This is a genomic window from Micromonospora sp. NPDC049282 (assembly GCF_043197045.1).
Lineage (GTDB): Bacteria > Actinomycetota > Actinomycetes > Mycobacteriales > Micromonosporaceae > Micromonospora.
This window is the reverse complement of record NZ_JBICSL010000007.1, coordinates 117,693-141,987: the sequence shown is the minus strand read 5'-3', so window position 1 is coordinate 141,987 and position 24,295 is coordinate 117,693. Positions and strand designations below refer to the sequence as shown.

General features: G+C 73.7%; 1 protein-coding gene (running past one end of the window). It reads right to left on the bottom strand.

The window, feature by feature from the left end; genetic code table 11:
• Nucleotides 1-24,119, bottom strand: partial view of a type I polyketide synthase gene (locus tag ACGFI2_RS14335; protein WP_393515979.1) — the 5' portion only. It extends 9,574 nt beyond the left edge of the window; 24,119 of the gene's 33,693 nt are visible here — the first part of the coding sequence; its start codon is at nt 24,117-24,119; the stop codon falls past the left edge of the window.
• Nucleotides 24,120-24,295: the final 176 nt, after the last annotated feature.

Here is a 24,295-nt window from a genome sequence, read left to right as displayed (position 1 = left end):
GACGACGAGCAGGCCGTGTCGACGGTGACGGCGGGGCCTTCGAGGCCGAACGCGTACGACAGTCGCCCGGACATCACGCTGGCGATCGTGCCGGTCGCGACGTAGCCCTCGGACTCGGCGGCGGACGCCGACAGGGTGGTGTAGTCCTGGCCGTTGGTGCCGACGAAGACTCCGGTGGGTGTGCCGCTGAGCGACGTCGGGTCGACGCCCGCCCGCTCCAGCGCCTCCCAGGTCGTCTCCAGCAGCAGCCGCTGCTGCGGGTCCATCGCCAGCGCCTCGCGCGGCGAGATGCCGAACATGTCGGCGTCGAACGTGGAGGCGTCACGCAGGAAGCCGCCCTCCCGCACGTACGAGCTGCCGGCCCGGCTGCCGTCCGGGTCGAACAGCGCGTCCAGGTCCCAGCCCCGGTCGGTCGGGAACGGCCCGACCGCGTCGGCGCCGTCGGCGACCAGCCGCCACAGGTCCTCGGGACCGGTCACCTCGCCGGGGTAGCGGCACGCCATGCTCACGATGACGATCGGGTCGGTGCTGACGGCGGTGGCCGTCACCGCCGGCGCGGCCGCGCCGGCGCCGCTGACGTGGGACTGGAGGAGGTCGGTGACCGCGGTGGCGGTGGGGTGGTCGAAGGCGAGGCTGGCCGGCAGCGCGAGCCCGGTCAGGGTCTGCAGCCGGTCGCGCAGCTCGACCGCGGTGAGCGAGTCGATGCCGAGGTCCTTGAACGCCCGGCCCGCCGGCACCCGGTCCACGTCGGCGTACCCGAGCACCTCGGCCACCGTCCGGCGGACCTGGCCGAGGACCGTACGGGAGCGTTCCGCCGGGCTGAGCGCGGCCAGTTGCCCGGCCCACTGGCTGGTGTCGGGCCCCGACGCGGCCGGGGCCTCGTCGACGGGAAGCAGGTCGTGCAGCAGCGGGCTGGGTCGGGAGGCGGTGAACGCCGGTCCGAAGCGCGCCCAGTCGACGTCGGCGACGGTCACGCAGCCGCTGTCGGCGTCGACCGCCTCGGCCAACGCCCGGATCGCCAGCGCCGGCGGCATCGGCCGCAGCCCACGACGGCGCAGGTAGTCCTCGGCGCCCTCCTCGCTGACGAGCATCCCGGCCTCGGCCCACGGTCCCCAGGCCACCGCCGTGCCCGCCTTGCCCTTCGCGCGACGCGACTGCACCAACGCGTCCAAAAACGCGTTGCCTGCCGAATAGGCCGGCTGGCCGCCGCTGCCCCACACCCCGGAGATCGACGAGAAGACCACGAACAGGTCGAGGTCGCCGGTCAGCGCGTCCAGGTTGACCGCGCCCGCGACCTTGCCCCGGACGATCTCCGCGAACTCGTCGACGGTGGTCTGCGACAGCAGGCCCATGCCGGCGACCCCGGCGGCGTGCACCACGCCGCGCAGGTCCGCAATCCCGGCCAGCAGCTCCGCCGCCAGCGTACGGTCCGCGACGTCACAGGCCACCACGTCCACCCGCGCCGGCGACAGCTCCGCCACCAGCTCGGCGGCGCCCGGCGCGTCCATCCCCCGCCGCGACGTCAACACCAACCGTGACACCCCACGCCCGACCAGCCAACGCGCCACCTGCGCGCCGAGCGCGCCGGTGCCGCCGGTGACCAGGACCGTGCCGTCCCAGGTGCGCGGGGCCGGCGGTCGGGCCGGCGACAGCGCGGGCCGCAGCCGCCGGACGAAGACCCCCGAGGCCCGGACGGCGACCTGGTCCTCGCCGCCGCCGAGGACGCCGGCCAACCGGCCGGCCGCACGCTCGCCGAGGCCGGCCGGGACGTCGACGAGGCCGCCCCACAGCTCCGGCGACTCCAGCGCGGCGACCCGGCCCGCGCCCCACACGAGGGCGGCGGTCACGTCGTGCAGCGGGTCGGAGCGGCCGACCGAGACCGCGCCCTGGGTGACGCACCACAGCCGGGCGGCGACGCCGCTGTCGCCGAGGGCCTGCACCACGGTCAGGAAGCGGTGCGGCACCACCGCGTCGGCGGGCTCGGCCAGCGACAGCAGGGACAGCACGCCGGCCGGGCCGGCCAGTCCCGCGCCCATGGCGGCCAGCTCCTCGGCCAGGACGGCACGGTCCAGGTCCTCGGGCATGACGGGGAGTTCGATGATGTCCAGACCGGCGTCGCTCAGCGCGGACACCAGCGGGTCGGCGACGCCGTCGTGCGGGGTCAGCACGATCCAGGAGCCCGCGGCGGGCCGGGCCGGGTCGGTGACCGGCTGCCAGGTCACGTCGTAGCGCCAGGACGCGACCGCGCCGGTCGCCATCCGGTCTCGCCGCCACTCGGCGAGCGCGGCGCCCAGCGAGGCCGGGACGTCGGTGTGCAGCAGGTCGTGCAGGCTCTGGCCCTCGACGGCCTGCCAGAACGCCGAGTCGACCGGGTCCGCGGTGGTCGTGGCCGGCAGTTCGATCGGGGTCAGCCAGTACCGGTCCCGCTGGAACGCGTACGTGGGCAGGTCGGCGCGGGGCGCGGCCGGCAGGATCGCCGTCCAGTCGACCGGCACGCCGACGGTCCACGCCTGGGCGACCGCGTGCAGGAGGCTCTCGGCCTCGTCGCGGTCCTTGCGCAGCGCGGGCGCGTAGGTGAGTTCCGGCGCGGTCAGGCGCGCCATCGCGGACAGCACACCCGCCGGGCCGACCTCGATCGCCCGGGTCACGCCCTGCGCTCGCAGCCACGCCACGCCGTCGGCGAAGCGGACCGCCTCGCGCACGTGCCGCACCCAGTAGCCGGCGGTGAACTCCCGCACCGGCTCACCGGTCAGGTTCGACACCACCGGAATGCGCGCCGGGGCGTAGTCGATCTCCGCGGCCACGGACGCGAACTCGGCCAGCATCGGCTCCATCAACGACGAGTGGAACGCGTGCGACACCGTCAGCCGGGTCGCCTTGGCGAACCGCGGCGCCAGCTCGTCGATCGCGTGCGCCGGACCGGAGATGACCACCGAGGTCGGGCCGTTGACCGCGGCGATGTCCACGCCGCCGGCCAGCATCGACCGGGCCTCGGCCTCGGACGCCTGCACCGCCAGCATCGCGCCACCGGCCGGCAACGCCTGCATGAGCCGACCGCGCGCCGCCACCAGCGTCACCGCGTCGTCCAACGACATGACACCCGCCACGTGCGCGGCGGCGATCTCACCGATCGAATGCCCCAGCAGGTAGTCCGGGGTGATCCCCCACGACTCGACGAGCCGGAACAGCGCGACCTCGACCGCGAACAGGCCGGCCTGCGTGTAGACCGTCCGGTGGATCGCGTCGGAGTCGACCGCGTCGCGCAACGGCATGTCCAGCACCATGTCGAAGCGGGCGCAGATCGCGTCGAACGCCGCGGCGAACACCGGGAACCGTTCGGCCAGCCGCAGGCCCATGCCGACGCGCTGCGCGCCCTGCCCGGTGAACAGCACCGCGAGGCTTCCCTCGGTGACCACCCCCGACACCGCGGGCGCCCGCAGTCCGGCCAGAAGGCCCTCACGGGTATCGGCCAGCACCGCCGCGCGATGCTCCAGCGCCGCCCGCCCGGTGGCCAGCGAACGCGCCACCGCGGTCGGGTCCAGGTCCGCCACGGTGTCCCGCAGCCGGACGAGCTGCGCGGCCAGCGCCTCCGCCGAGCGGGCGGAGACCAGCCACGGCAGCGGACCATCCATCTCGGGCGCCTCGACCACCGCCGGCTGCTCGACCGAGGGCTGGTCGGGCGCCTGCTCGATGATCACGTGGGCGTTGGTGCCGCTGATCCCGAACGCCGACACCGCGCCCCGCCGGGGGTGGCCGTTGGCCTGCCACGGCTGGGCGGTGGTGAGCAGCTCGACCGCGCCGGCGGTCCAGTCCACGTGCGGGGTCGGCTCGTCGACGTGCAACGTCGCCGGCAGGACGCCGTGGCGCATCGCCATGACCGTCTTGATGATCCCGGCGACACCGGCGGCGGCCTGGGTGTGGCCGATGTTCGATTTGATCGAACCGAGCCACAGCGGCTTTTCGCGGTCCTGGCCGTAGGTGGCCAGCAGCGCCTGCGCCTCGATCGGGTCGCCGAGCTTCGTGCCGGTGCCGTGCGCCTCCACGACGTCCACGTCGCCGGTGGTGAGGCCGGCGTTGGCGAGGGCCTGGCGGATCACCCGCTGCTGCGCCGGACCGTTCGGCGCGGTCAGACCGTTCGACGCGCCGTCCTGGTTGATCGCGGAACCGACGACCACGGCCAGGACCCGATGCCCGAGCCGTTCCGCGTCGCTTCGGCGTTCGACAAGCAGCATCCCGGCGCCTTCGGCCCAGCCGGTGCCGTCCGCGCCACCGGCGAAGGACTTGCACCGGCCGTCGGAGGCCAAGCCGTCCTGGCGGGCGAACTCCGCGAACACCTCCGGACCGGTGATCACGGTGACTCCACCGGCCAGCGCCAGATCACACTCACCACTGCGTAGGGCCTGGGCCGCCAGGTGCAACGCCACCAACGACGACGAACACGCCGTGTCGACGGTCATCGCGGGGCCTTCGAACCCGAACGAGTACGACACCCGACCCGAGATCACACTGTTCGCCGTACCGGTCAACACATGCCCGTCACCGGTCTCGGCGAACAACCCACCCGTGCCGTAACCCGAGTTCGAGGCCCCGACGAACACCCCGACCGGACGGCCGCGCAGCGACCGCGGGTCCACCCCGGAGCGCTCCAGGGTCTCCCACGACACCTCCAACAACATGCGCTGCTGCGGATCCATCGCCACCGCCTCACGCGGCGAGATCCCGAACAGACCCGCGTCGAAACCGGTCGCGCTGTCGACGAAGCCGCCCAGCGCCGCGTAACCGGCGCCGTCCGGCACCACCCAACCCCGATCCGACGGGAACGCCGACATGCCGTCGGTGCCGCCCGCGACCAGCCGCCACAGGTCCTCCGGCGACTGCACACCACCCGGATACCGACAGGCCATCCCGACGATGACAATGTCGTCGCCGTCGACCCGCGCCGGCAGCGCCACCGCCGGCCCGTCGAGCGCGGCCAGGCCCAGCGTTTCGAGCAGGTGGTCGGCGAGGGCCTGGGGGGTCGGGTAGTCGAACACCAGCGACGACCCCAACTGCAAACCGGTCGCCGCGTTGATCCGACTCTTCACCTCCACCGCGGTCACCGAGTCGATACCCAGATCCCGGAACGCGGTCGCGGCCTCCACCTGAGCCGCCCCGGCGTAACCGAGCGCCTTCGCGGTCTGCGCCCGCACCAACGCCAACAACTCCCGACGCCGCTCCGCCTCCGACAGACCCGCCAGACGAACCGCCAACCCGCCATCGGTGACCGCCTCCGCCGGGACGACGGCCAGCTCACCGAGAAACGGCGCCGGACGCTGCGCCGCGAACGTCGACACGAACCTCGACCAGTCCACATCAGCCACCGTCGTGGTCACGTCACCGGCGTCCACCGCCAACGCCAACGCCTGCATCGCCAGGTCCGGGTCCATCGCGGTCAGGCCACGACGCGCCAGGTAATCCGCTGCGTCGGCCTCACCGGCCATCCCGCCCTGCGCCCAGGGACCCCACGCGACCGCCGTGCCCACCTTCCCCGCCGCGCGACGCGACTCCACCAACGCGTCCAACACCGCGTTACCGGCCGCGTACGCGGCCTGACCCCCGCTACCCCACACCCCAGCGATCGACGAGAACACCACGAACAACTCAAGATCCAGACCGGCGGTCGCCTCGTCCAGGTGCAACGCACCGGACACCTTCCCCGACACCACCGCCCCGAACGACTCCACCGACACGTCCAGCAGGCTCTCCATACCGGAGACACCCGCGGCGTGCACCACACCGGTCAAACCCTCGACACCGGCCACCACCGCGCGCACCGCGTCACGATCAGCCACATCACACGCCACCACCGACACCTCGGCGCCCAGACCGGTCAACTCGGCGACGAGATCAACCACACCCGGGGCCCGCTCACCACGACGCGACAACAACACCACCCGCGACGCACCACGCCGCACCACCCAGCGCGCCACCCGCGAACCCAGCGCACCCGTCCCACCCGTGACCAACACGGTGCCCGACAACGACACCGGAGCCACCGATCCCACCGGCGCGGCCGGCCGCAACCTGCGGACGAAAACCCCCGACGGGCGAACGGCAACCTGATCCTCACCACCCTCGGCGAGCACCGCCGCGAACCGGCGACCCTCCCGCTCGCCCAGCACCGCCGGGACATCGACCAGACCACCCCAGGTCTGCGGCAACTCCAACGCCGCGACCCGGCCCACACCCCACACCATCGACGCGGCCACCTCGGTCACCGCCTCGGAACGACCCACCGCGACCGCACCACGCGTCACCGCCCACACCGGCGCGGTGATCCCGGCGGCAGCGACATCCTTGAGCACGGACACCAACGGCCAGCCCTCGCCGCCGACCCACACCACACCCCGCATGCCCTCGACAGCCGTCACGGAAGTGGCCTGCACGACCTCGGCACCGGCCGATTCCAGCGCGGACACCACGTCGTCAGCCGGGGTGTCCGACAGCACCAGCCAGGTGCCCGACAGCGCCGCCGGGGCCGGCTCCGCCATCGGCGCCCAGCCGACCCGGTACCGCCAGCCCTCCACCGCGCTCTGCGAACGACGCCGGCGACGCCACGCGGACAACGCCGGCAGCATGTTCGCCAGCGCTCGCGCGTCCACGCCGTCGAGTTCGCCGGCCAGGCCCTCGTGGTCGCCGCGTTCCACCGCCGACCAGAACGCCCCGTCCTCGACGCCCGCGGTCCCGGTCGTCTCGGCGGGCATCAGCCAGTAGCGGTCACGCTGGAACGCGTACGTCGGCAGGTCGACCCGCGGCGCGGCGGGCAGGATCGCCGCCCAGTCGACCGGTACGCCCGCGGTCCACAGCCGTCCGGCCGCCTCCAGGGCGGTGGTCGCCTCGTCGCGGTCCTTGCGCAGCGCGGCGACGTAGGTGAGTTCCGGAGCCGCCGTCGCCGACAGCACGCCCGCCGGTCCGACCTCCAGGCAGCGGGTCACACCGTGCGCGGCCAGCCAGGTCATGCCGTCGTGGAAGCGCACCGCTTCCCGCACGTGGCGCACCCAGTAGTCGCCGGTGAACTCCTCGACCGGCTCGCCGGTCAGGTTCGACACCACCGGGATCCGCGGCGGCGCATACGTGATGTCCTCGATCGCCGACGCGAACGCCGCCAGCATCGGCTCCATCAGCGACGAGTGGAACGCGTGCGACACGGTGAGCCGGGTGGTCCTCGGGAAGCGCGCCGCGAACTTGCCGACGGCGGCGGCCTTGCCGGAGACGACCACGGAGTTCGGTCCGTTGACCGCGGCCACGTCGATCTTCCGGCGGCCGATCGCCGCGCGCACGTCGGCCTCGGACGCCTGCACCGCGAGCATCGCGCCGCCGTCGGGCAGCGCCTGCATGAGCCGGCCTCGCGCCGCCACAAGCGTGACCGCGTCGTCAAGCGACAGCACCCCGGCGACGTGCGCGGCGGCGATCTCACCGATCGAGTGGCCCAGCAGGTAGTCCGGGGTGACGCCCCAGGACTCGAACAGCCGGTACAACGCCACCTCGACCGCGAACAGGCCGGCCTGGGTGTGCACGGTCCGGTGGATCGCGTCGGACTCCAGGGCCTCCCGCAGTCCGTCGAAGCGGCCGACGATGCCGTCGAACGCCTCGGCGAAGACCGGGAACCGCGCGGCCAGGCCGGCGCCCATCCCGATCCGCTGCGCGCCCTGACCGGTGAACAGGAACGCGGTCCGGCCCGTACCGGTGCCGCCGGGACCGGTTTCGAGGTCCGCCAGCGCCGCCGCGAACGACTCCAGGTCCGATCCGACGACGACCGCACGATGATCGAGTACGGCTCGCGTCGACGCGAGCGCCGAGCCGACATCCGCCGGCCGCGACTCCGGTCGCGCCAGCGCGTACTCCCGCAGCCGCTCGGCCTGGGCCCGCAGCGCCCCGGGGGTCCGGGCGGACAGCACCCATGGCACCGGCCCGGTGACCGGCTCGACCGGAACCGGAGTGGAGACCGGGGTGGGTGCTTCCTCGAGCACCACGTGGGCGTTGGTCCCGCTGATGCCGAAGGACGACACCGCCGCCCGGCGCGGTCGGTGGCCCGCCGGCCAGGAGGCCGGTTCGGTCAGCAGGTGCAGGGCGCCGCTGGTCCAGTCGATGTGCTCGGACGGGGTCCGCGCGTGCAGCGTGCGCGGCACCTCGCCGTGCCGCATCGCCAGCACCATCTTGATGATGCCGGCGACGCCGGCCGCGGCCTGGGTGTGGCCGATGTTGGACTTGATCGAGCCGAGTCGCAGCGGCTGGTCGGCGGGGCGCTCCCGGCCGTACGTGGCGAGCAGCGCCTGCGCCTCGATCGGGTCGCCGAGCGCGGTGCCGGTGCCGTGCGCCTCGACCACGTCGATGTCGGCGGGGGTGAGCCGCGCGTTCGCGAGGGCCTGCGTGATGACCCGCTGCTGGGACGGCCCGTTGGGGGCGGTCAGCCCGTTGGACGCGCCGTCGGAGTTCACCGCGCTGCCACGGACGACGGCCAGCACCTGGTGGCCGAGGCGCTGGGCGTCGGAGAGCTTCTCGACGAGCAGCACGCCGACGCCCTCGGACCAGCCGGTGCCGTCGGCGTCGGCCGAGAACGGCTTGCACCGCCCGTCGCCGGCCAGGCCGCCCTGGCTGTCGAAGCTCGGGAAGATGTCGGCGCCGGCCAGCACGGTGACGCCGCCGGTGAGGGCCATCGTGCACTCCCCCGACCGCAGCGCCTGGGCGGCGAGGTGCAGGGCGACGAGCGACGAGGAGCAGGCCGTGTCGACCGTGACCGCGGGACCCTCGATGCCGAAGGTGTACGCGACCCGTCCGCTGATCACGCTCGGCGCGGTGCCGGTGAGCGCGTGGGCCTCGGCGCCGTCCGGCAGCGGGCCGGCGGTGCCGTAGCCGGACGAGGACGAGCCGATGAAGACGCCGACCGGCTCGCCGCGCAGCGACTCGGGGTCGAACCCGGCCCGTTCGAAGACCTCCCAGCAGGCTTCGAGGAGCACCCGCTGCTGCGGGTCCATGGTCAGCGCCTCGCGCGGCGAGATGCCGAAGAGGCGGGAGTCGAACGCGGTCGCGTCGTCGATGAAGCCGCCCTGGCGTACGTAGTCGGCGGCGTCGGCGGCCCAGCCGCGGTCGGTCGGGAACGGGCCGATCGCGTCGGTGCCGTCGGTGACGAGCCGCCAGAGGTCCTCGGGGCTGTTGGCGCCGCCCGGGTAGCGGCAGGCCATGCCGACGATTGCGATCGCGTCGTCGTCGGTCGCGGTCCGGACGATCCGTGACTGTCGCGCGGCCGGCGCGCCGAGCAGCTCGGCGCGCAGGTAGCCGGCCAGGAGGACCGGGGTGGGGTAGTCGAACACCAGGGTGGCGGGCAGCCGCAGCCCGGTCGCGGCGTTGAGCCGGTTGCGCAGTTCGACCGAGGTGAGCGAGTCGAAGCCGAGGTCCTTGAACGCCCGGCCGGGCACCACCGCGTCGGCGGAGCTGTGGCCGAGCACCCCGGCGGCGGCCGTGCACACCACGTCGGTCAGCAGCCGGTCCTGGTCCGCGTCCGCCAACCCGGTCAGTCGTCGTGCCAGGCCGGGACCCGCCACGCCGCCGTCGTCGGCCTTGCGGACCACGGTGGTGACCAGCCTGCGCAGCAGCGGCGGCACCGCACCCGAGGCCCGCACCGCGTCGAGGTCGAGCCGCGCCGGGACCACGTGCGCGTCGGGCAGCCGGTGGGCCGCGTCGAACAGGGCCAGCCCCAGTTCGTCGGACATGCCGCCGCCCACCCGCGCGGCCACCGCACCGCCCATGCCGGCGGCGTTGGCCCACAGTCCCCAGCCCAGCGACTGACCGGTCCGGCCGAGGCTGCGCCGGTAGGAGATGAAGCCGTCGAGGAACGCGTTGGCGGCGGAGTATCCGGCCTGGCCGGCGGTGCCGAAGACCGCCGAGATCGAGGAGAACACGGTGAACATCGCCAGATCCCGGCCGCGCGTCAACTCGTGCAGATGCACCACCGCGTCGACCTTGGGCGCCATCACCCCGGCCACCCGCTCGGCGGTCAGGCCGGTGAACACACCGTCGTCGAGGACCCCCGCGCAGTGCACCACACCGGCGAGACCGTCGATGCCGTCGATCACCGCCGCCAGCGCGGCCCGGTCGGTGACGTCCACCGCGACCACCCGCACCCGCGCATCCAACTCCGGCGCCGGCCCGCCCGAGCGGCTGACCAACACCAGATCCCGCACCCCGTGCGCCTCGACCAGATGCGCCGCCACCAACGCACCCAACCCACCGGTACCACCGGTGATCAACACCGGCCCATCGACCGCACGCGGCACCAGCACCACGTTCTTCCCGACGTGCGCCCCACGACTCATCGTGCCCAGCACACCCGGCAACTCCCGCACATCCGCCACCGTCGGGTCGAGCAGCCGCAGATCCCCCGACTCGAACAGAGCGACCAGCTCGGCCAACATCACCGCCGTGCGCTCCGCACCCGCCTCCGACAGATCGAACGCCCTGTACCAGACACCCAGCTCACGCTCGACCTCGGCAGCGTCGCGGATGTCCGCCTTACCCATCTCCACGAACCGGCCACCCGGGCGCAACATGTGGAGCGAGGCGTCCACGAACTCACCGGCAAGCGAGTCCAACACCACATCCACACCACCGAACACACCCGCGAACCCGAGATCCCGCGACGACGCGATCCGCTCAGGGTCGACGCCGAGCGCTTCGACGGCCGCCCACTTCGCCGGCGACGCCGTCGCGAACACCTCCGCACCCCACAACCGCGCCAACTGCACCGCCGCCGAACCCACACCACCGGCAGCGGCATGCACCAACACCCGCTCACCGGCCCGCAACCCACCAAGGTCCCGCAGCCCGTACCAGGCCGTCAGGAACGCCATCGGCACCGCCGCGCCCTGCGCGAACGACCAACCCCGCGGCATCCGCGCGACCACCCGATGATCCACCACCACCCGCGGCGCGAACCCACCGTGGAACAGCCCGAACACCCGATCACCGACCACCAGGCCCGACACGCCGGCGCCGACCTCGACCACCACACCCGCACCCTCGGAACCCATCACCGCATCCGGATCCGGATACACACCCAGACCCAACAGCACGTCACGGAAGTTCACCCCCACCGCGCGAACCGAGACCCGCACCTCACCCACGCCCAACTCCACATCCGGAGTTGCGACGACATCGAGGCTCGACAACGCACCGTCACCACCCGGGGCCACCCGCCACGACTCCGCAGCCGGCGGCAGGGTGAGCCGGGTGGGCGCGGTGATCAGCCGCGGCGCCAGGATCGTCCCGGCCCGCAGGGCGAGTTCCGGCTCGTCCCCTCGCACGGCCGCGCCGAGCAGCGACCACGAGCGGTCGTCGCCGTCGATGTCGACAAGCACGATCCGGCCCGGGTTCTCACTCTGCGCCGAGCGCAGCAGGCCCCAGACCGCGGTCGCCGCCGGGTCGGTGACCGGACCGGTCGCGGGCACGGCGCCGCTGGTCAGGACCGCCAGCCGGGTGTCGGTGAAGCGTTCGTCGGCCAGCCACGCCCGGGCGGTGTCCAGGGCCTCGGTGGTCAGCGTGTGGGCGGCGGCCGCGAGGCCGTCGCGGGCCGGGTCGGCGATCTGCCACAGGACCAGATCCGGAAGTTCCGCGGCGTCGGGCAGATCGGCGAAACCGGCGTACGTGACGGCGGCGCCGGCCCGCTCGTCGGCGCCGATCGCGGCGAAGGGGGCCGAGCCACCCTGCGGGGCGGGCACGGCGGTCCAGTCCACCGTGTAGAGGGAGCTGTCGGTGACCGGCGCCGGCCGATCCAGCGCGTCGGCGGTGACGGCGCGCATCGCCAGCCGGCCGACCCGGGCCACGGGCGCGCCCGTGCCGTCGGCCACGTCGATGGCGATGCCGGACGATCCGGTGGCGGACAGCCGCACCCGCAGGACACCGGCGCCGGTCGCGAGCAGGCGCACGTCCGTCCAGGCGAACGGCAGCCGGGTGGCGCCCTCGCCGGCCAGGTCGCTGAGGCCGATGGCGTGCAGCGCGGCGTCCAGCAGGGCCGGGTGCACGCCGTACGAGGCCGCCTCGGGCCGGGTGTCCTCGGGCAGCGCCACCTCGGCGTAGACCGCGTCGGCGGAGCGCCAGGCGGCCCGCAGGCCCCGGAACACCGGGCCGTAGGCGAGGCCGGCCCGGTCGGCGAGCTGGTCGTAGAACCCGTCGAGGTCGATGGCGGTGGCGCCGGCCGGGGGCCACGTTGACAGGTCGGCGACGGACCGGTCCGGTGATTCCGCGACCAGGCTGCCGACGGCGTGTCGCTGCCAGGGGGCGTCCGACCCGGGCCGGGACCAGATGCTGACCGGGACGTGTCCGGCGCCGTCGTCGACGCCGACGCCGACCTGAAGCTGGACCCCGTCGGCGGGCAGCACCAGCGGGGCTTCGATGGTGAGTTCCTCGAGCACCGGCCGCCCGGTCCGGCGTCCGGCCGAGGTGGCGAGTTCGACGAAGGCGGTGCCGGGCAGCACGGTACGGCCGAGGACGACGTGGTCGGCGAGCCACGGCTGCCGCTGCGCGGACAGCCGCCCGGTCAGCAGCAGCCCGTCGCCGCCGGCGACGGACACCGTCGCCCCGAGCAGCGGGTGGTCGGCGCGGCCCAGGCCGGCCGCCTCCACGTCGCCGGTGAGGGCCCGGTCCAGGCGCGGCCAGAACCGGCGGCCCTGGAACGCGTACGTGGGCAGGTCGACGCGCGGCGCGGCGGGCAGGATCGCCGTCCAGTCCACCGGCACGCCGACGGTCCACAGCTTCGCGACCGCGTCGAGCACCGTGGCCGCCTCGTCACGGTCCCTGCGCAACGCCGCCGCGTAGGTGAGATCCGGCGCGGCAAGCGCGGACAACACACCCGCCGGCCCGACCTCCAGACAGTGGGTCACCCCGTGCGACGCCAGCCACTGCATGCCGTCGGCGAAACGCACCGCCTCCCGCACGTGCCGCACCCAGTACCCGGCGGTGAACTCCTCCACCGGCTCACCGGTCAGGTTCGACACCACCGGAATACGCGGCGGCGCAAAGGTGATGGTCTCGATGGCCGCCGCGAACTCGGCGAGCATCGGCTCCATCAACGACGAGTGGAACGCATGCGACACCGTCAACCGCGTCGCCTTCGCGAACCGCGGCGCCACCTCGTCGATCGCCTCGGCCGGGCCGGACACGACGACAGAGGTCGGACCGTTGACCGCCGCGATGTCCACACCCGTGCCGGCAATGGTCTCCCGCACCGACTCCTCGGACGCCTGCACCGCCAACATCGCCCCACCGGCCGGCAACGCCTGCATCAACCGACCCCGCGCCGCCACCAGCGTCACCGCGTCATCAAGCGACATCACGTCCGCGACGTGCGCGGCGGCGATCTCACCGATCGAATGCCCCAGCAGGTAGTCCGGGGTGATCCCCCACGACTCGACGAGCCGGAACAACGCCACCTCGACCGCGAACAGACCGGCCTGCGTGTAGACCGTCCGGTGGATCGCCTCGGAGTCGACCGCCGCCCGCAGCGGCATGTCGAGGAGCTGGTCGAAGCGGGCACAGATCGCGTCGAACGCCGCCCCGAACACCGGGAACCGCGCCGCCAGCCCGACACCCATCCCGACGCGCTGCGCGCCCTGCCCGGTGAACAGCACCGCCAGACCGCCCTCGGCCACCACACCCGACAGCGCGGGCGCCTGAAGAACGTTCAGCACGTCGTCGCGGTCAGCGGCCAGCACCACCGCCCGGTGCTCCAGCGCCGCCCGACCCGTCGCCAGCGACCACGCCACCCCCGCCACGTCCAGCTCCGGCTCAGCGGCCACGAAGTCACGCAACCGCCGCACCTGAGCCGTCAACGCCGGCGCCGAGCGCGCCGACACCAGCCACGGCAACGACCCGTCGACCTCGGGCTGCTCGGCCGGCGCCTGCGCCGACCGACCCTCGACCTCGGGCGCCGCGACCGCCGCCGGCAGCGCGACCGGGTCGGGCGCCTCCTCGATGATCACGTGGGCGTTGGTGCCGCTGACGCCGAAGGACGAGACGCCGACGCGACGCGGACGGTCGCCCGGCTGCCAGTCGCGCGCTTCGGTGAGCAGCTCGACGGCGCCGCCGGCCCAGTCGACGTGCGTGGTCGGCTCGTCGACGTGCAACGTCGGCGGCAGCACGCCCGCCTGCAACGCCATCACCATCTTGACGATGCCGGCCACCCCGGCCGCGGCCTGGGTGTGGCCGATGTTCGACTTGACCGAGCCCAGCCAGAGCGGCCGGTCCCGGTGCTGGCCGTAGGTGGCCAGCAGCGCCTGCGCCTCGATCGGGTCACCGAGCCGGGTGCCGGTGCCGTGCGCCTCGACCGCGTCCACGTCCGCCGGGTCCAGCCGGGCGCTGGCCAGCGCCTGCTGGATGACCCGTTGCTGCGCGGGCCCGTTCGGCGCGGTCAGGCCGTTCGACGCGCCGTCCTGGTTGACCGCGGAGCCTCGGACGACGGCGAGCACGCGGTGGTGGTGGCGCCGCGCGTCGGCCAGCCGCTCGACGAGCAGGATGCCGACGCCCTCACCCCAGCCGGTGCCGTCGGCCGCCTGCGCGAACGGCTTGCAGCGGCCGTCGGCGGCCAGGCCGTCCTGCCGGCCGAACTCGGCGAACGCGCCGGGGGTCGCCATGACGGTGACGCCGCCGGCCAGGGCGAGGTCACACTCGCCGTTGCGGAGCGCCTGCATCGCCAGGTGCAGGGCCACCAGCGACGAGGAGCAGGCGGTGTCGACGGTGACCGCGGGGCCTTCCAGCCCGAACGCGTACGAGGTGCGACCGGACAGTACCGCGGCGGCGTTGCCGGTGCTGACGTAGCTGTCGACCGTGCTGTGCAGCAGCAGGGCCGCGTAGTCCTGGCCGTTGGTGCCGGCGAAGACACCGGTGCGGCTGCCGGCGAGCCCGAGCGGGTCGAGGCCGGCCCGCTCGAACGCCTCCCAGCTCGCCTGGAGGAAGAGCCGCTGTTGCGGGTCCATCGCCAGCGCCTCACGCGGGGCGATGCCGAACAGGTCGGCGTCGAAGTCGCCGGCGTCGTGGACGAAGGCGCCGAGCGGTGAGTACAGGCCGGAGGTGTCGGTGGTCCAGCCCCGATCGGTCGGGAAGTCGGCCACGGCGTCGCCGCCGTCGAGCACGAACTCCCAGAGCTCCTCCGGGGTGCGAACGCCGCCGGGGAAACGGCAACTCATCGCGATGATGGCGATCGGCTCGTCGTCCGCGACGGTGGTCGGGGGTGCGATCACGGCGGGAGCGGCGGCCCCGCCCAGGAGTTCGTCGAGGTGCTGGGCGAGCAGCGTCGCGCTGGGATAGTCGAACACCAGGCCGGCCGGCAGCGTCAGGCCGGTGAGCGTCTGCAGCCGGTCGCGGAGTTCGACCGCGGTGAGCGAGTCGATGCCGAGGTCCTTGAACGCCTTGCCGGGCGCGATCCGCTCGACGGTGTCGTAGCCGAGCACCCCGGCGACGGCGGCCCGCACCTCGCCGATCAGGACGGTGCTCCGCTCGGCCGCGGTCATGGCCGCGAACCGGGACTCGGGCCGGCCGGACGGGGAAGCCGGCTCCTCGGCCGCGACGACGTCGGCGAGGAACGGGCTGGGCCGACCGGCGGTGAAGAGCGCGGTGAACTGCGGCCAGTCGACGTCGGCGACGGTCAGGCAGCCGGTGTCGGCGTCGACCGCCTCGGCCAGCGCCTGGATCGCCAGGGCGGGCGGCATCGGCCGCAGCCCGCGACGGCGCAGGTAGTCCTCGGCGCCCTCCTCGGCGGCCAGCATGCCGGCCTCGGCCCAGGGACCCCAGGCCACCGCCGTGCCCGCCTTGCCCGCGGCCCGACGCGCCTGCACCAGGCCGTCCAGGAACGCGTTGCCGGCAGAGTAGGCGGCCTGGCCGCCGCTGCCCCAGACGCCGGAGATCGACGAGAACACCACGAACAGGTCGAGGTCACCGGTCAGGGCGTCCAGGTGGACGGCGCCGGCGACCTTGCCCCGGACGATCTCGGCGAAGTCCGCCGCGTCGGTCTCGGTGAGCAGGCCCACGCCGGAGACGCCGGCCGCGTGCACCACGCCGGACAGGTCCGGGATTCCGGCCAGCAGGTCGGCCACCTGGGCGCGGTCGGAGACGTCGCAGGCCACCACCGACACCTGCGCCGGCGACAGCTCCGCCACCAGTTCGGCGGCGCCGGGCGCGTCCGTTCCCCGGCGGGAGGTCAGCACGAGGCGCCGCACGCCCCGACCGACCAGCCAGCGGGCCACGTGCCCGCCGAGCGCGCCGGTGCCGCCGGTGACCAGGATCGTGCCGTCCCACGTGTGCGGGGCCGGTGGCCGTGGCGGGGTCACCGCGGGCCGCAGCCGGCGGACGAAGACGCCCGAGGACCGCACGGCGGCCTGGTCCTCGACTCCGCCGAGGAGGTCGGCCAGCCGCCGGCGGGTCCGCTCGTCGGTCTCGACCGGCACGTCGACGAGGCCGCCCCACAGCTCCGGCAGCTCCAGCGCCGCGACCCGGCCGGCGCCCCAGACCAGCGAACCCGCGACGTCCGTCAGTGGATCGGATCGGCCGATCGACACCGCGCCCCGGGTGACCCACCAGAGGCGGGCCGGCACGCCGCTGTCGGCCAGGGCCTGCACCGTGGTCAGGAGTCCGTAGTGGGCGTCGGCCGGATTTCCGGCCGGGAGCAGCGACACCACGCCGGCCAGGTCGCCGACGTCGCGGGTGTGCCCGGCGATCGCGGCGGCCAGTGCCTGCCGTTCCAGGTCCTCGGCCGTGACGACCAGCTCGACGAGGTCGAGGCCGGTCCGACCCAGGAACGCCTCGGCCGTTCCGGCCGCCGGGGCCAGGACGAGCCAGGTCCCGGAGGCCGGCTGCGAGGAGTCGGCGACCGGGCGCCAGGTGACGTCGTAGCGCCAGGAGGCCACCTCGGTGGCGGCCACCCGGTCGCGGCGCCACTCGGCGAGCGCGGCGCTGAGCGAGGCCGGGACGTCGGTGTGCAGCAGGTCGTGCAGGCTCTCGCCCTCGACGGCCTGCCAGAACGCCGCCTCCACCGGGTCCGCGGTGGTCGTCGCCGGCAGTTCGAGCGGGGTCAGCCAGTAGTGGTCCCGCTGGAAGGCGTACGTGGGCAGGTCGACGCGGGGCGCGGCCGGCAGGATCGCCGTCCAGTCGACCGGCACGCCGACGGTCCACAGCTTCGCGACCGCGTCGAGCACTGTGGCCGCCTCGTCGCGGTCCCTGCGCAACGCCGCCGCGTAGGTGAGATCCGGCGCGGCAAGCGCGGACAGCACACCCGCCGGCCCGACCTCCAGGCACCGGGTGACCCCGTGGGTCGCCAGCCAGGCCATGCCGTCGTCGAAGCGGACCGCCTCCCGCACGTGCCGCACCCAGTACCCGGCGGTGAACTCCTCGACCGGCTCACCGGTCAGGTTCGACACGATCGGAATGCGCGGCACCCCGAACTCGATGTGCCCGATCGCCGCCGCGAACTCGGCCAGCATCGGCTCCATCAACGACGAGTGGAACGCATGCGACACCGTCAACCGCGTCGCCTTGGCGAACCGCGGCGCCAGCTCGTCGATCGCCTCGACCGGACCGGACACGACGACAGAGGCCGGACCGTTGACCGCCGCGATGTCCACCCCGTCGATCAACGTGCCGCGGACCTCAGCCTCGGACGCCTGCACCGCGAGCATCGCCCCACCGGCCGGCAACGCCTGCATCAACCGACCCCGCGCCGCCACCAGCGTCACCGCGTCGTCCAACGACAAGACACCCGCCACGTGCGCGGCGGCGATCTCACCGATCGAATGCCCCAACAGGTAGTCCGGGGTGATCCCCCACGACTCGACGAGCCGGAACAACGCGACCTCGACCGCGAACAGACCGGCCTGCGTGTACACCGTCCGGTGGATCGCGTCGGAGTCGATCGCGTCGCGCAACGGCATGTCCAGCACCATGTCGAAGCGGGCACAGATCGCGTCGAACGCCGCCGCGAACACCGGGAACCGCGCCGCCAGCCCGACACCCATCCCGACGCGCTGCGCGCCCTGCCCGGTGAACAGGAACGCCAGACCGCCCTCGGCCACCACACCCGACACCGCGGGCGCCCGCAGACCGGCCAGGAAGTCGGCACGGGCTCCGGCCAGCACCACCGCCCGGTGCTCCAGCGCCGCCCGACCCGTCGCCAGCGACCACGCCACCGCCGCCGCATCCAGCTCCGGCTCAGCGGCCACGACGTCGTGCAACCGCCGCACCTGCCCGGCCAGCGCCTCCGCCGACCGCGCCGACACCAGCCACGGCAGCGGACCCTCGACCACGGGCTGCTCGGCCAGCCCCTGCGCCGACACCGGCGGACCCCCGGTCTCGGGCGCCTCGACCACGGCCGGCTCCGCCAGGATCAGGTGCGCGTTGGTGCCACTGATCCCGAACGCCGACACCGCCGCCCGCCGGGGGTTGCCGTTCGGCTCCCACGGCCGGGCGGTGGTGAGCAGCTCCACCGCGCCGGCACTCCAGTCCACGTGCGGGGACGGCTCGTCAACGTGCAACGTCGCCGGCAACACACCATGGCGCATCGCCATGACCATCTTGATGATCCCCGCCACACCCGCAGCCGCCTGAGTGTGACCGATGTTCGACTTGATCGAACCCAACCACAACGGCCGCTCACGATCCTGCCCATAGGTCGCCAGCAACGCCTGCGCCTCGATCGGATCACCCAACCGGGTCCCGGTACCGTGCGCCTCCACCACGTCCACGTCGGCACTCGTCAGACCAGCACTCGCCAGGGCCTGACGGATCACCCGCTGCTGCGCCGGACCATTCGGCGCGGTCAGACCGTTCGACGCGCCGTCCTGGTTGACGGCGCTGCCGGAGATCACGGCCAGGATCTCGTGCCCGTTACGCCGCGCGTCCGACAGCCGCTCCACCAGCAGCATTCCCGCGCCTTCGGCCCAACCCGTGCCGTCCGCCCCGCCGGCGAAGGACTTGCACCGGCCGTCGGAGGCCAGGCCGTCCTGGCGGGCGAACTCCGCGAACACCTCCGGACCCGTGATCACGGTGACTCCACCGGCCAGCGCCAGATCACACTCACCACTGCGTAGGGCCTGGGCCGCCAGGTGCAGCGCCACCAACGACGACGAACACGCCGTGTCCACAGTCATCGCCGGCCCCTCGAACCCGAACGAGTACGACACCCGACCCGAGATCACACTGTTCGCCGTACCGGTCAACACATGCCCGTCACCGGTCTCGGCGAACAACCCACCCGTGCCGTAACCCGAGTTCGACGCACCCACGAACACCCCGACCGGACGGCCGCGCAACGACCGCGGGTCCACCCCGGAGCGCTCCAGGGTCTCCCACGACACCTCCAACAACATGCGCTGCTGCGGATCCATCGCCACCGCCTCACGCGGCGAGATCCCGAACAGACCCGCGTCGAACTGCGCGGCGGTCGGCACGAAGCCGCCGACCGGGGTGTACGACGCACCGGCGGGAACAGCCCATCCCCGGTCGTCGGGGAACGCCGACATGCCATCGACGCCACCCGCGACCAGCCGCCACAGGTCCTCCGGCGACTCGACCGAGCCGGGATACCGACAGGCCATCCCCACGATGACGATGTCGTCACCCTCGACCCGCGCCGGCAGCGCCACCGCCGTGACATCGGCCGTCCCGGCGAGGCCCAGCGCTTCGAGGAGGTGATCGGCCAGGGCCTGCGGGGTCGGGTAGTCGAAGACCAGCGACGATCCCAGGTGCAAACCGGTCGCCGCGTTGATCCGGCTCTTCACCTCCACCGCCGTCACCGAGTCGATGCCGAGATCCCGGAACGCGGTCGCGGCCTCGACCTGGGCCGCCCCGGCGTAACCGAGCGCCTTCGCGGTCTGCGCCCGCACCAACGCCAGCAACTCCCGACGCCGCTCCGCCTCCGACAAACCCGCCAGACGAACCGTCAACCCGCCATCGGTGACCGCCTCCGCCGGGACGACGGCCAGCTCACCGAAGAACGGCGCCGGACGCTGCGCCGCGAACGTCGGCACGAACCGCGCCCAATCCACATCAGCCACCGTCGTGGCCACGTCACCCGCGTCCACCGCCAACGCCAGCGCCTGCATCGCCAGGTCCGGGTCCATCGCGGTCAGGCCACGGCGGGCCAGATAGTCGGCGGCACCGGCCTCACCGGCCATCCCACCCTCGGCCCACGGGCCCCACGCGACCGCCGTGCCCGCCTTGCCCCCCGCGCGGCGCGACTCCACCAACGCGTCCAACACCGCGTTACCGGCCGCGTACGCGGCCTGACCGCCGCTGCCCCACACCCCGGCGATCGACGAGAACACCACGAACAACTCAAGATCATGGTCGGCGGTCGCCTCGTCCAGGTGCAACGCACCGGACACCTTGCCCGACACCACCGCCCCGAACGACTCCGCCGTCACATCGGCCAGTTTCTCCATGCCGGACATCCCGGCCGCATGCACCACGCCCGTCAGACCGTCGATACCGGCCACCACACGCTGGACCGCGTCACGATCCGCGACATCGCACGCCACCACCGACGCCTCGGCGCCCAGGCCGGTCAGCTCGGCGACGAGGTGGTCGGCACCCGGCGCCTGGTCGCCCCGGCGTGACACCAGGACCACTCGGGACGCGCCGCGCCGCGCCGCCCACCGCGCCACCCGCGAACCCAACGCACCCGTGCCGCCGGTGATCAACACCGTGCCCGACAACGACACCGGAGCCACCGAACCCACCGGAGAGGCGGGCCGCAACCTGCGGACGAACACCCCCGACGGACGAACGGCAACCTGGTCCTCACCGCCACCGGCGAGCACCGCCGCGAAGCGGCGACCCTCCCGCTCGCCCAGGACCGCCGGAACGTCGACCAGGCCGCCCCACGTCTGCGGCAACTCGAGCCCGGCGACCCGACCGACACCCCAGACCATCGAGGCGGCAACGTCGGTCACCGACTCCGAACGACCCACCGCGACCGCACCACGCGTGACCGCCCACACCGGCGCGGTGATCCCGGCAGCAGCGAGGTCCTTGAGCGCCGCCACCAGCGGCCAACCCTCGCCGCCGACCCAGACGACACCCCGCACACCGTCGACGACCGGAACGGAACTCGCCCGCACCACCTCGGCACCCGCCGACGCCAGCGCCGACACCACGTCATCCGCCGACGTGTCCGACACCACCAGCCACGTACCCGACAGCACCGCCGGGGCCGGCTCCGGCATCGGCGCCCAACCGACCCGGTACCGCCAGCCCTCCACCACGCTCTGCGAACGACGCCGGCGACGCCACGCGGACAGGGACGGCAACAGGCCGTCCAACGCCGCCGCGTCGTCGGCGGTCAGGCCCAGCTCGGCGACGAGCCCGTCCCGGTCGGCGCTCTCCACCGCCGACCAGAAGCCGCTGTCGTCGCCGCCCGGCGCCGGCGCCGGCTCGGACGGGGTGAGCCAGTAGCGGTCCCGCTGGAAGGCGTAGGTCGGCAGGTCGGCCGGCACGCCACCCCACTCGACGTAGATGGCCGGCCAGTCCACGTTCACTCCGGCGGTGTGCAGGCGGCCGAGCGCGCCGAGCAGCGCTTCGGTCTCGTCCCGGTCCTTCCGGAGCATCGCGACGCAGAGGCCGTCGGCGATCGCGTCCTGGGCGAGGCCGCTGAGCACGGCGGCCGGCCCTACCTCCACACAGCGGGTCACGCCGTGGTCGACGAGCCAGGTCATGCCGTCGTGGAAGCGCACCGCCTCCCGCACGTGCCGCACCCAGTAGTCGGCGGTGAACTCCTCCACCGGCTCACCGGTCAGGTTCGACACCACCGGGATTCGCGGCGACGCATACCTGATGTCCTCGATCGCCGCCGCGAACTCGGCCAGCATCGGCTCCATCGACGACGAATGGAACGCGTGCGAAACAGAAAGCCGCGTCGCCTTGACGAACCGCGGCGCCAACTCCTCGACCGCCTCCACCGGCCCCGACACCACCACCGAGGTCGGACCGTTCACCGCAGCGACGTCCACCCCCGCCGGCAGCACCGCACGCACCTCGGACTCCGACGCCCGCACCGCCAGCATCGCCCCACCGGCCGGCAACGCCTGCATCAACCGACCCCGAGCCGCCACCAACGCCACCGCGTCGTCCAACGACATGACACCCGCCACATGCGCCGCGGCGATCTCACCAATCGAATGACCCAACAGATAATCCGGCGCGACACCCCACGACTCCACCAGCCGGAACAACGCCACCTCGAACGCGAACAAACCCGCCTGCGCGTGCACGGTCCGATGGATCGCATCCGACCCCAACGCCTCCCGCAACCCGTCGAAGCGTTCGACGATCCCGTCGAACACCTCCGCGAACACCGGGAACCGCGCCGCCAACCCGGCACCCATCCCGACCCGCTGCGCACCCTGACCGGTGAACAGGAACGCGGTCCGGCCCGCGACCAGGCCGCCCTCGGCCTCGCCGAGCGCCGCCGCGAAGGACGCGAGATCCGACCCGACGACGACCGCGCGGTGCTCCAGCGACGCGCGCGACGACACAAGTGCCGCGCCCACGTCCACCGGCCGCAGCCCGGGCCGCGCCAGCACGTACTCGCGCAGCCGCTCGGCCTGGGCCCGCAACGCCTCCGGCGTCCGCGCGGACAGCACCCACGGGAGCACGGCCGGGGCCTCGACGACCGGGCGCGCCTCGGCCACCGACGGCGCGGGCTCGCCGTCCTCGTCGCCGAACTCGTCCTCGACCGGGGCGGTGGCGGACGGCGCCTCCTCCAGGATGACGTGCGCGTTGGTGCCGCTGACGCCGAAGGACGAGATGCCGGCCCGGCGCGGGGACTCGCCGGGAGCCCACGGGCGGGCCTCGGTGAGCAGCTCGACCGCGCCTGCGGTCCAGTCCACGTGACTGCTCGGCGCGTCCACGTGCAGGGTGCGCGGCATGGTGTCGTGCCGCATCGCCATGACCATCTTGATCAGGCCGGCGGCGCCCGCCGCGGCCTGCGTGTGCCCGATGTTCGACTTGATCGAGCCGAGCCGGACTGGGCGGTCGTCGGGGCGGTCCTGCCCGTACGTCGCCAGCAGCGCCTGCGCCTCGATCGGGTCGCCGAGCCGGGTGCCGGTGCCGTGCGCCTCGACCAGGTCGACGTCGGCGGGGCTGAGCCGCGCGTTGGCGAGGGCCTGGAGGATGACGCGTTCCTGGGAGGGGCCGTTCGGCGCGGTCAGCCCGTTGCTGGCACCGTCGGAGTTGACGGCGCTCCCCCGGACCACGGCGAGGATCGGGTGGCCCTTGCGGCGGGCGTCCGACAGCCGCTCCACGAGCAGCACGCCGACGCCCTCGGACCAGCCGGTGCCGTCGGCAGCGTCGGCGAACGGCTTGCAGCGGCCGTCGCCGGCCAGGCCGCCCTGGTTGTCGAACTCGGCGAAGATGCCGGGGCTGGTGATCACGGTGACGCCGCCGGCGAGGGCCATCGAGCACTCGCCCTGGCGCAGCGCCTGGGCGGCCAGGTGCAGCGCGACGAGCGACGAGGAGCAGGCGGTGTCGATGGTGACGGCGGGGCCTTCGAGGCCGAGCGCGTAGGCCACCCGGCCGGACACGACACTGCCGGCGGTGCCGGTCAGCAGGTGTCCGTCGGACCCGGCCGGCAGCTCGGCGGCGCCGAGGCCGTAGCCGGACACCGGCGCGCCCATGAACACGCCGACCTGGTCGCCGTGCAGGCTCTGCGGGTTGATGCCGGCCCGCTCGACCGCCTCCCAGCAGGCCTCCAGCGTCAGCCGCTGCTGGGGGTCCATGGTGAGCGCCTCGCGCGGCGAGATGCCGAAGAGCCGGGCGTCGAAGTCGCCCGCGTCGAGGACGAAGCCGCCCTCGCGCCGGTAGTCGCCGGGGCCGGTGGCCCAGCCGCGGTCGGCCGGGAACCCGCCGATGCCGTCCCGGCCGTCGGCGACGAGCTGCCACAGCTCCTCCGGCGAGGTGACGCCGCCGGGGTACCGGCAGCTCATCCCGACGATCGCGATCGGTTCGCGCTCGCGGGACTCGGCGACACGCAGCCGGCGACGCGCGTGCCGCAGATCCGTCGTGACCCGCTTGAGATAGCCGAGATACTTCTCTTCGTCCGCCACTCGTTTCACCCGTCCAGGCAAGCGTTTTCCGGGCAGCATGAGCCGTTCCGGCGACCGCGGAATTGACGATGGAGAACCGGGTGAACACTGGCCGCCCGGCACGACACTGCTGTTTGACCGGAGCCTATGGGCGGGTTCGGAAGGCCAACAACCCCTACCGGAGGCCGGGAGCCCGA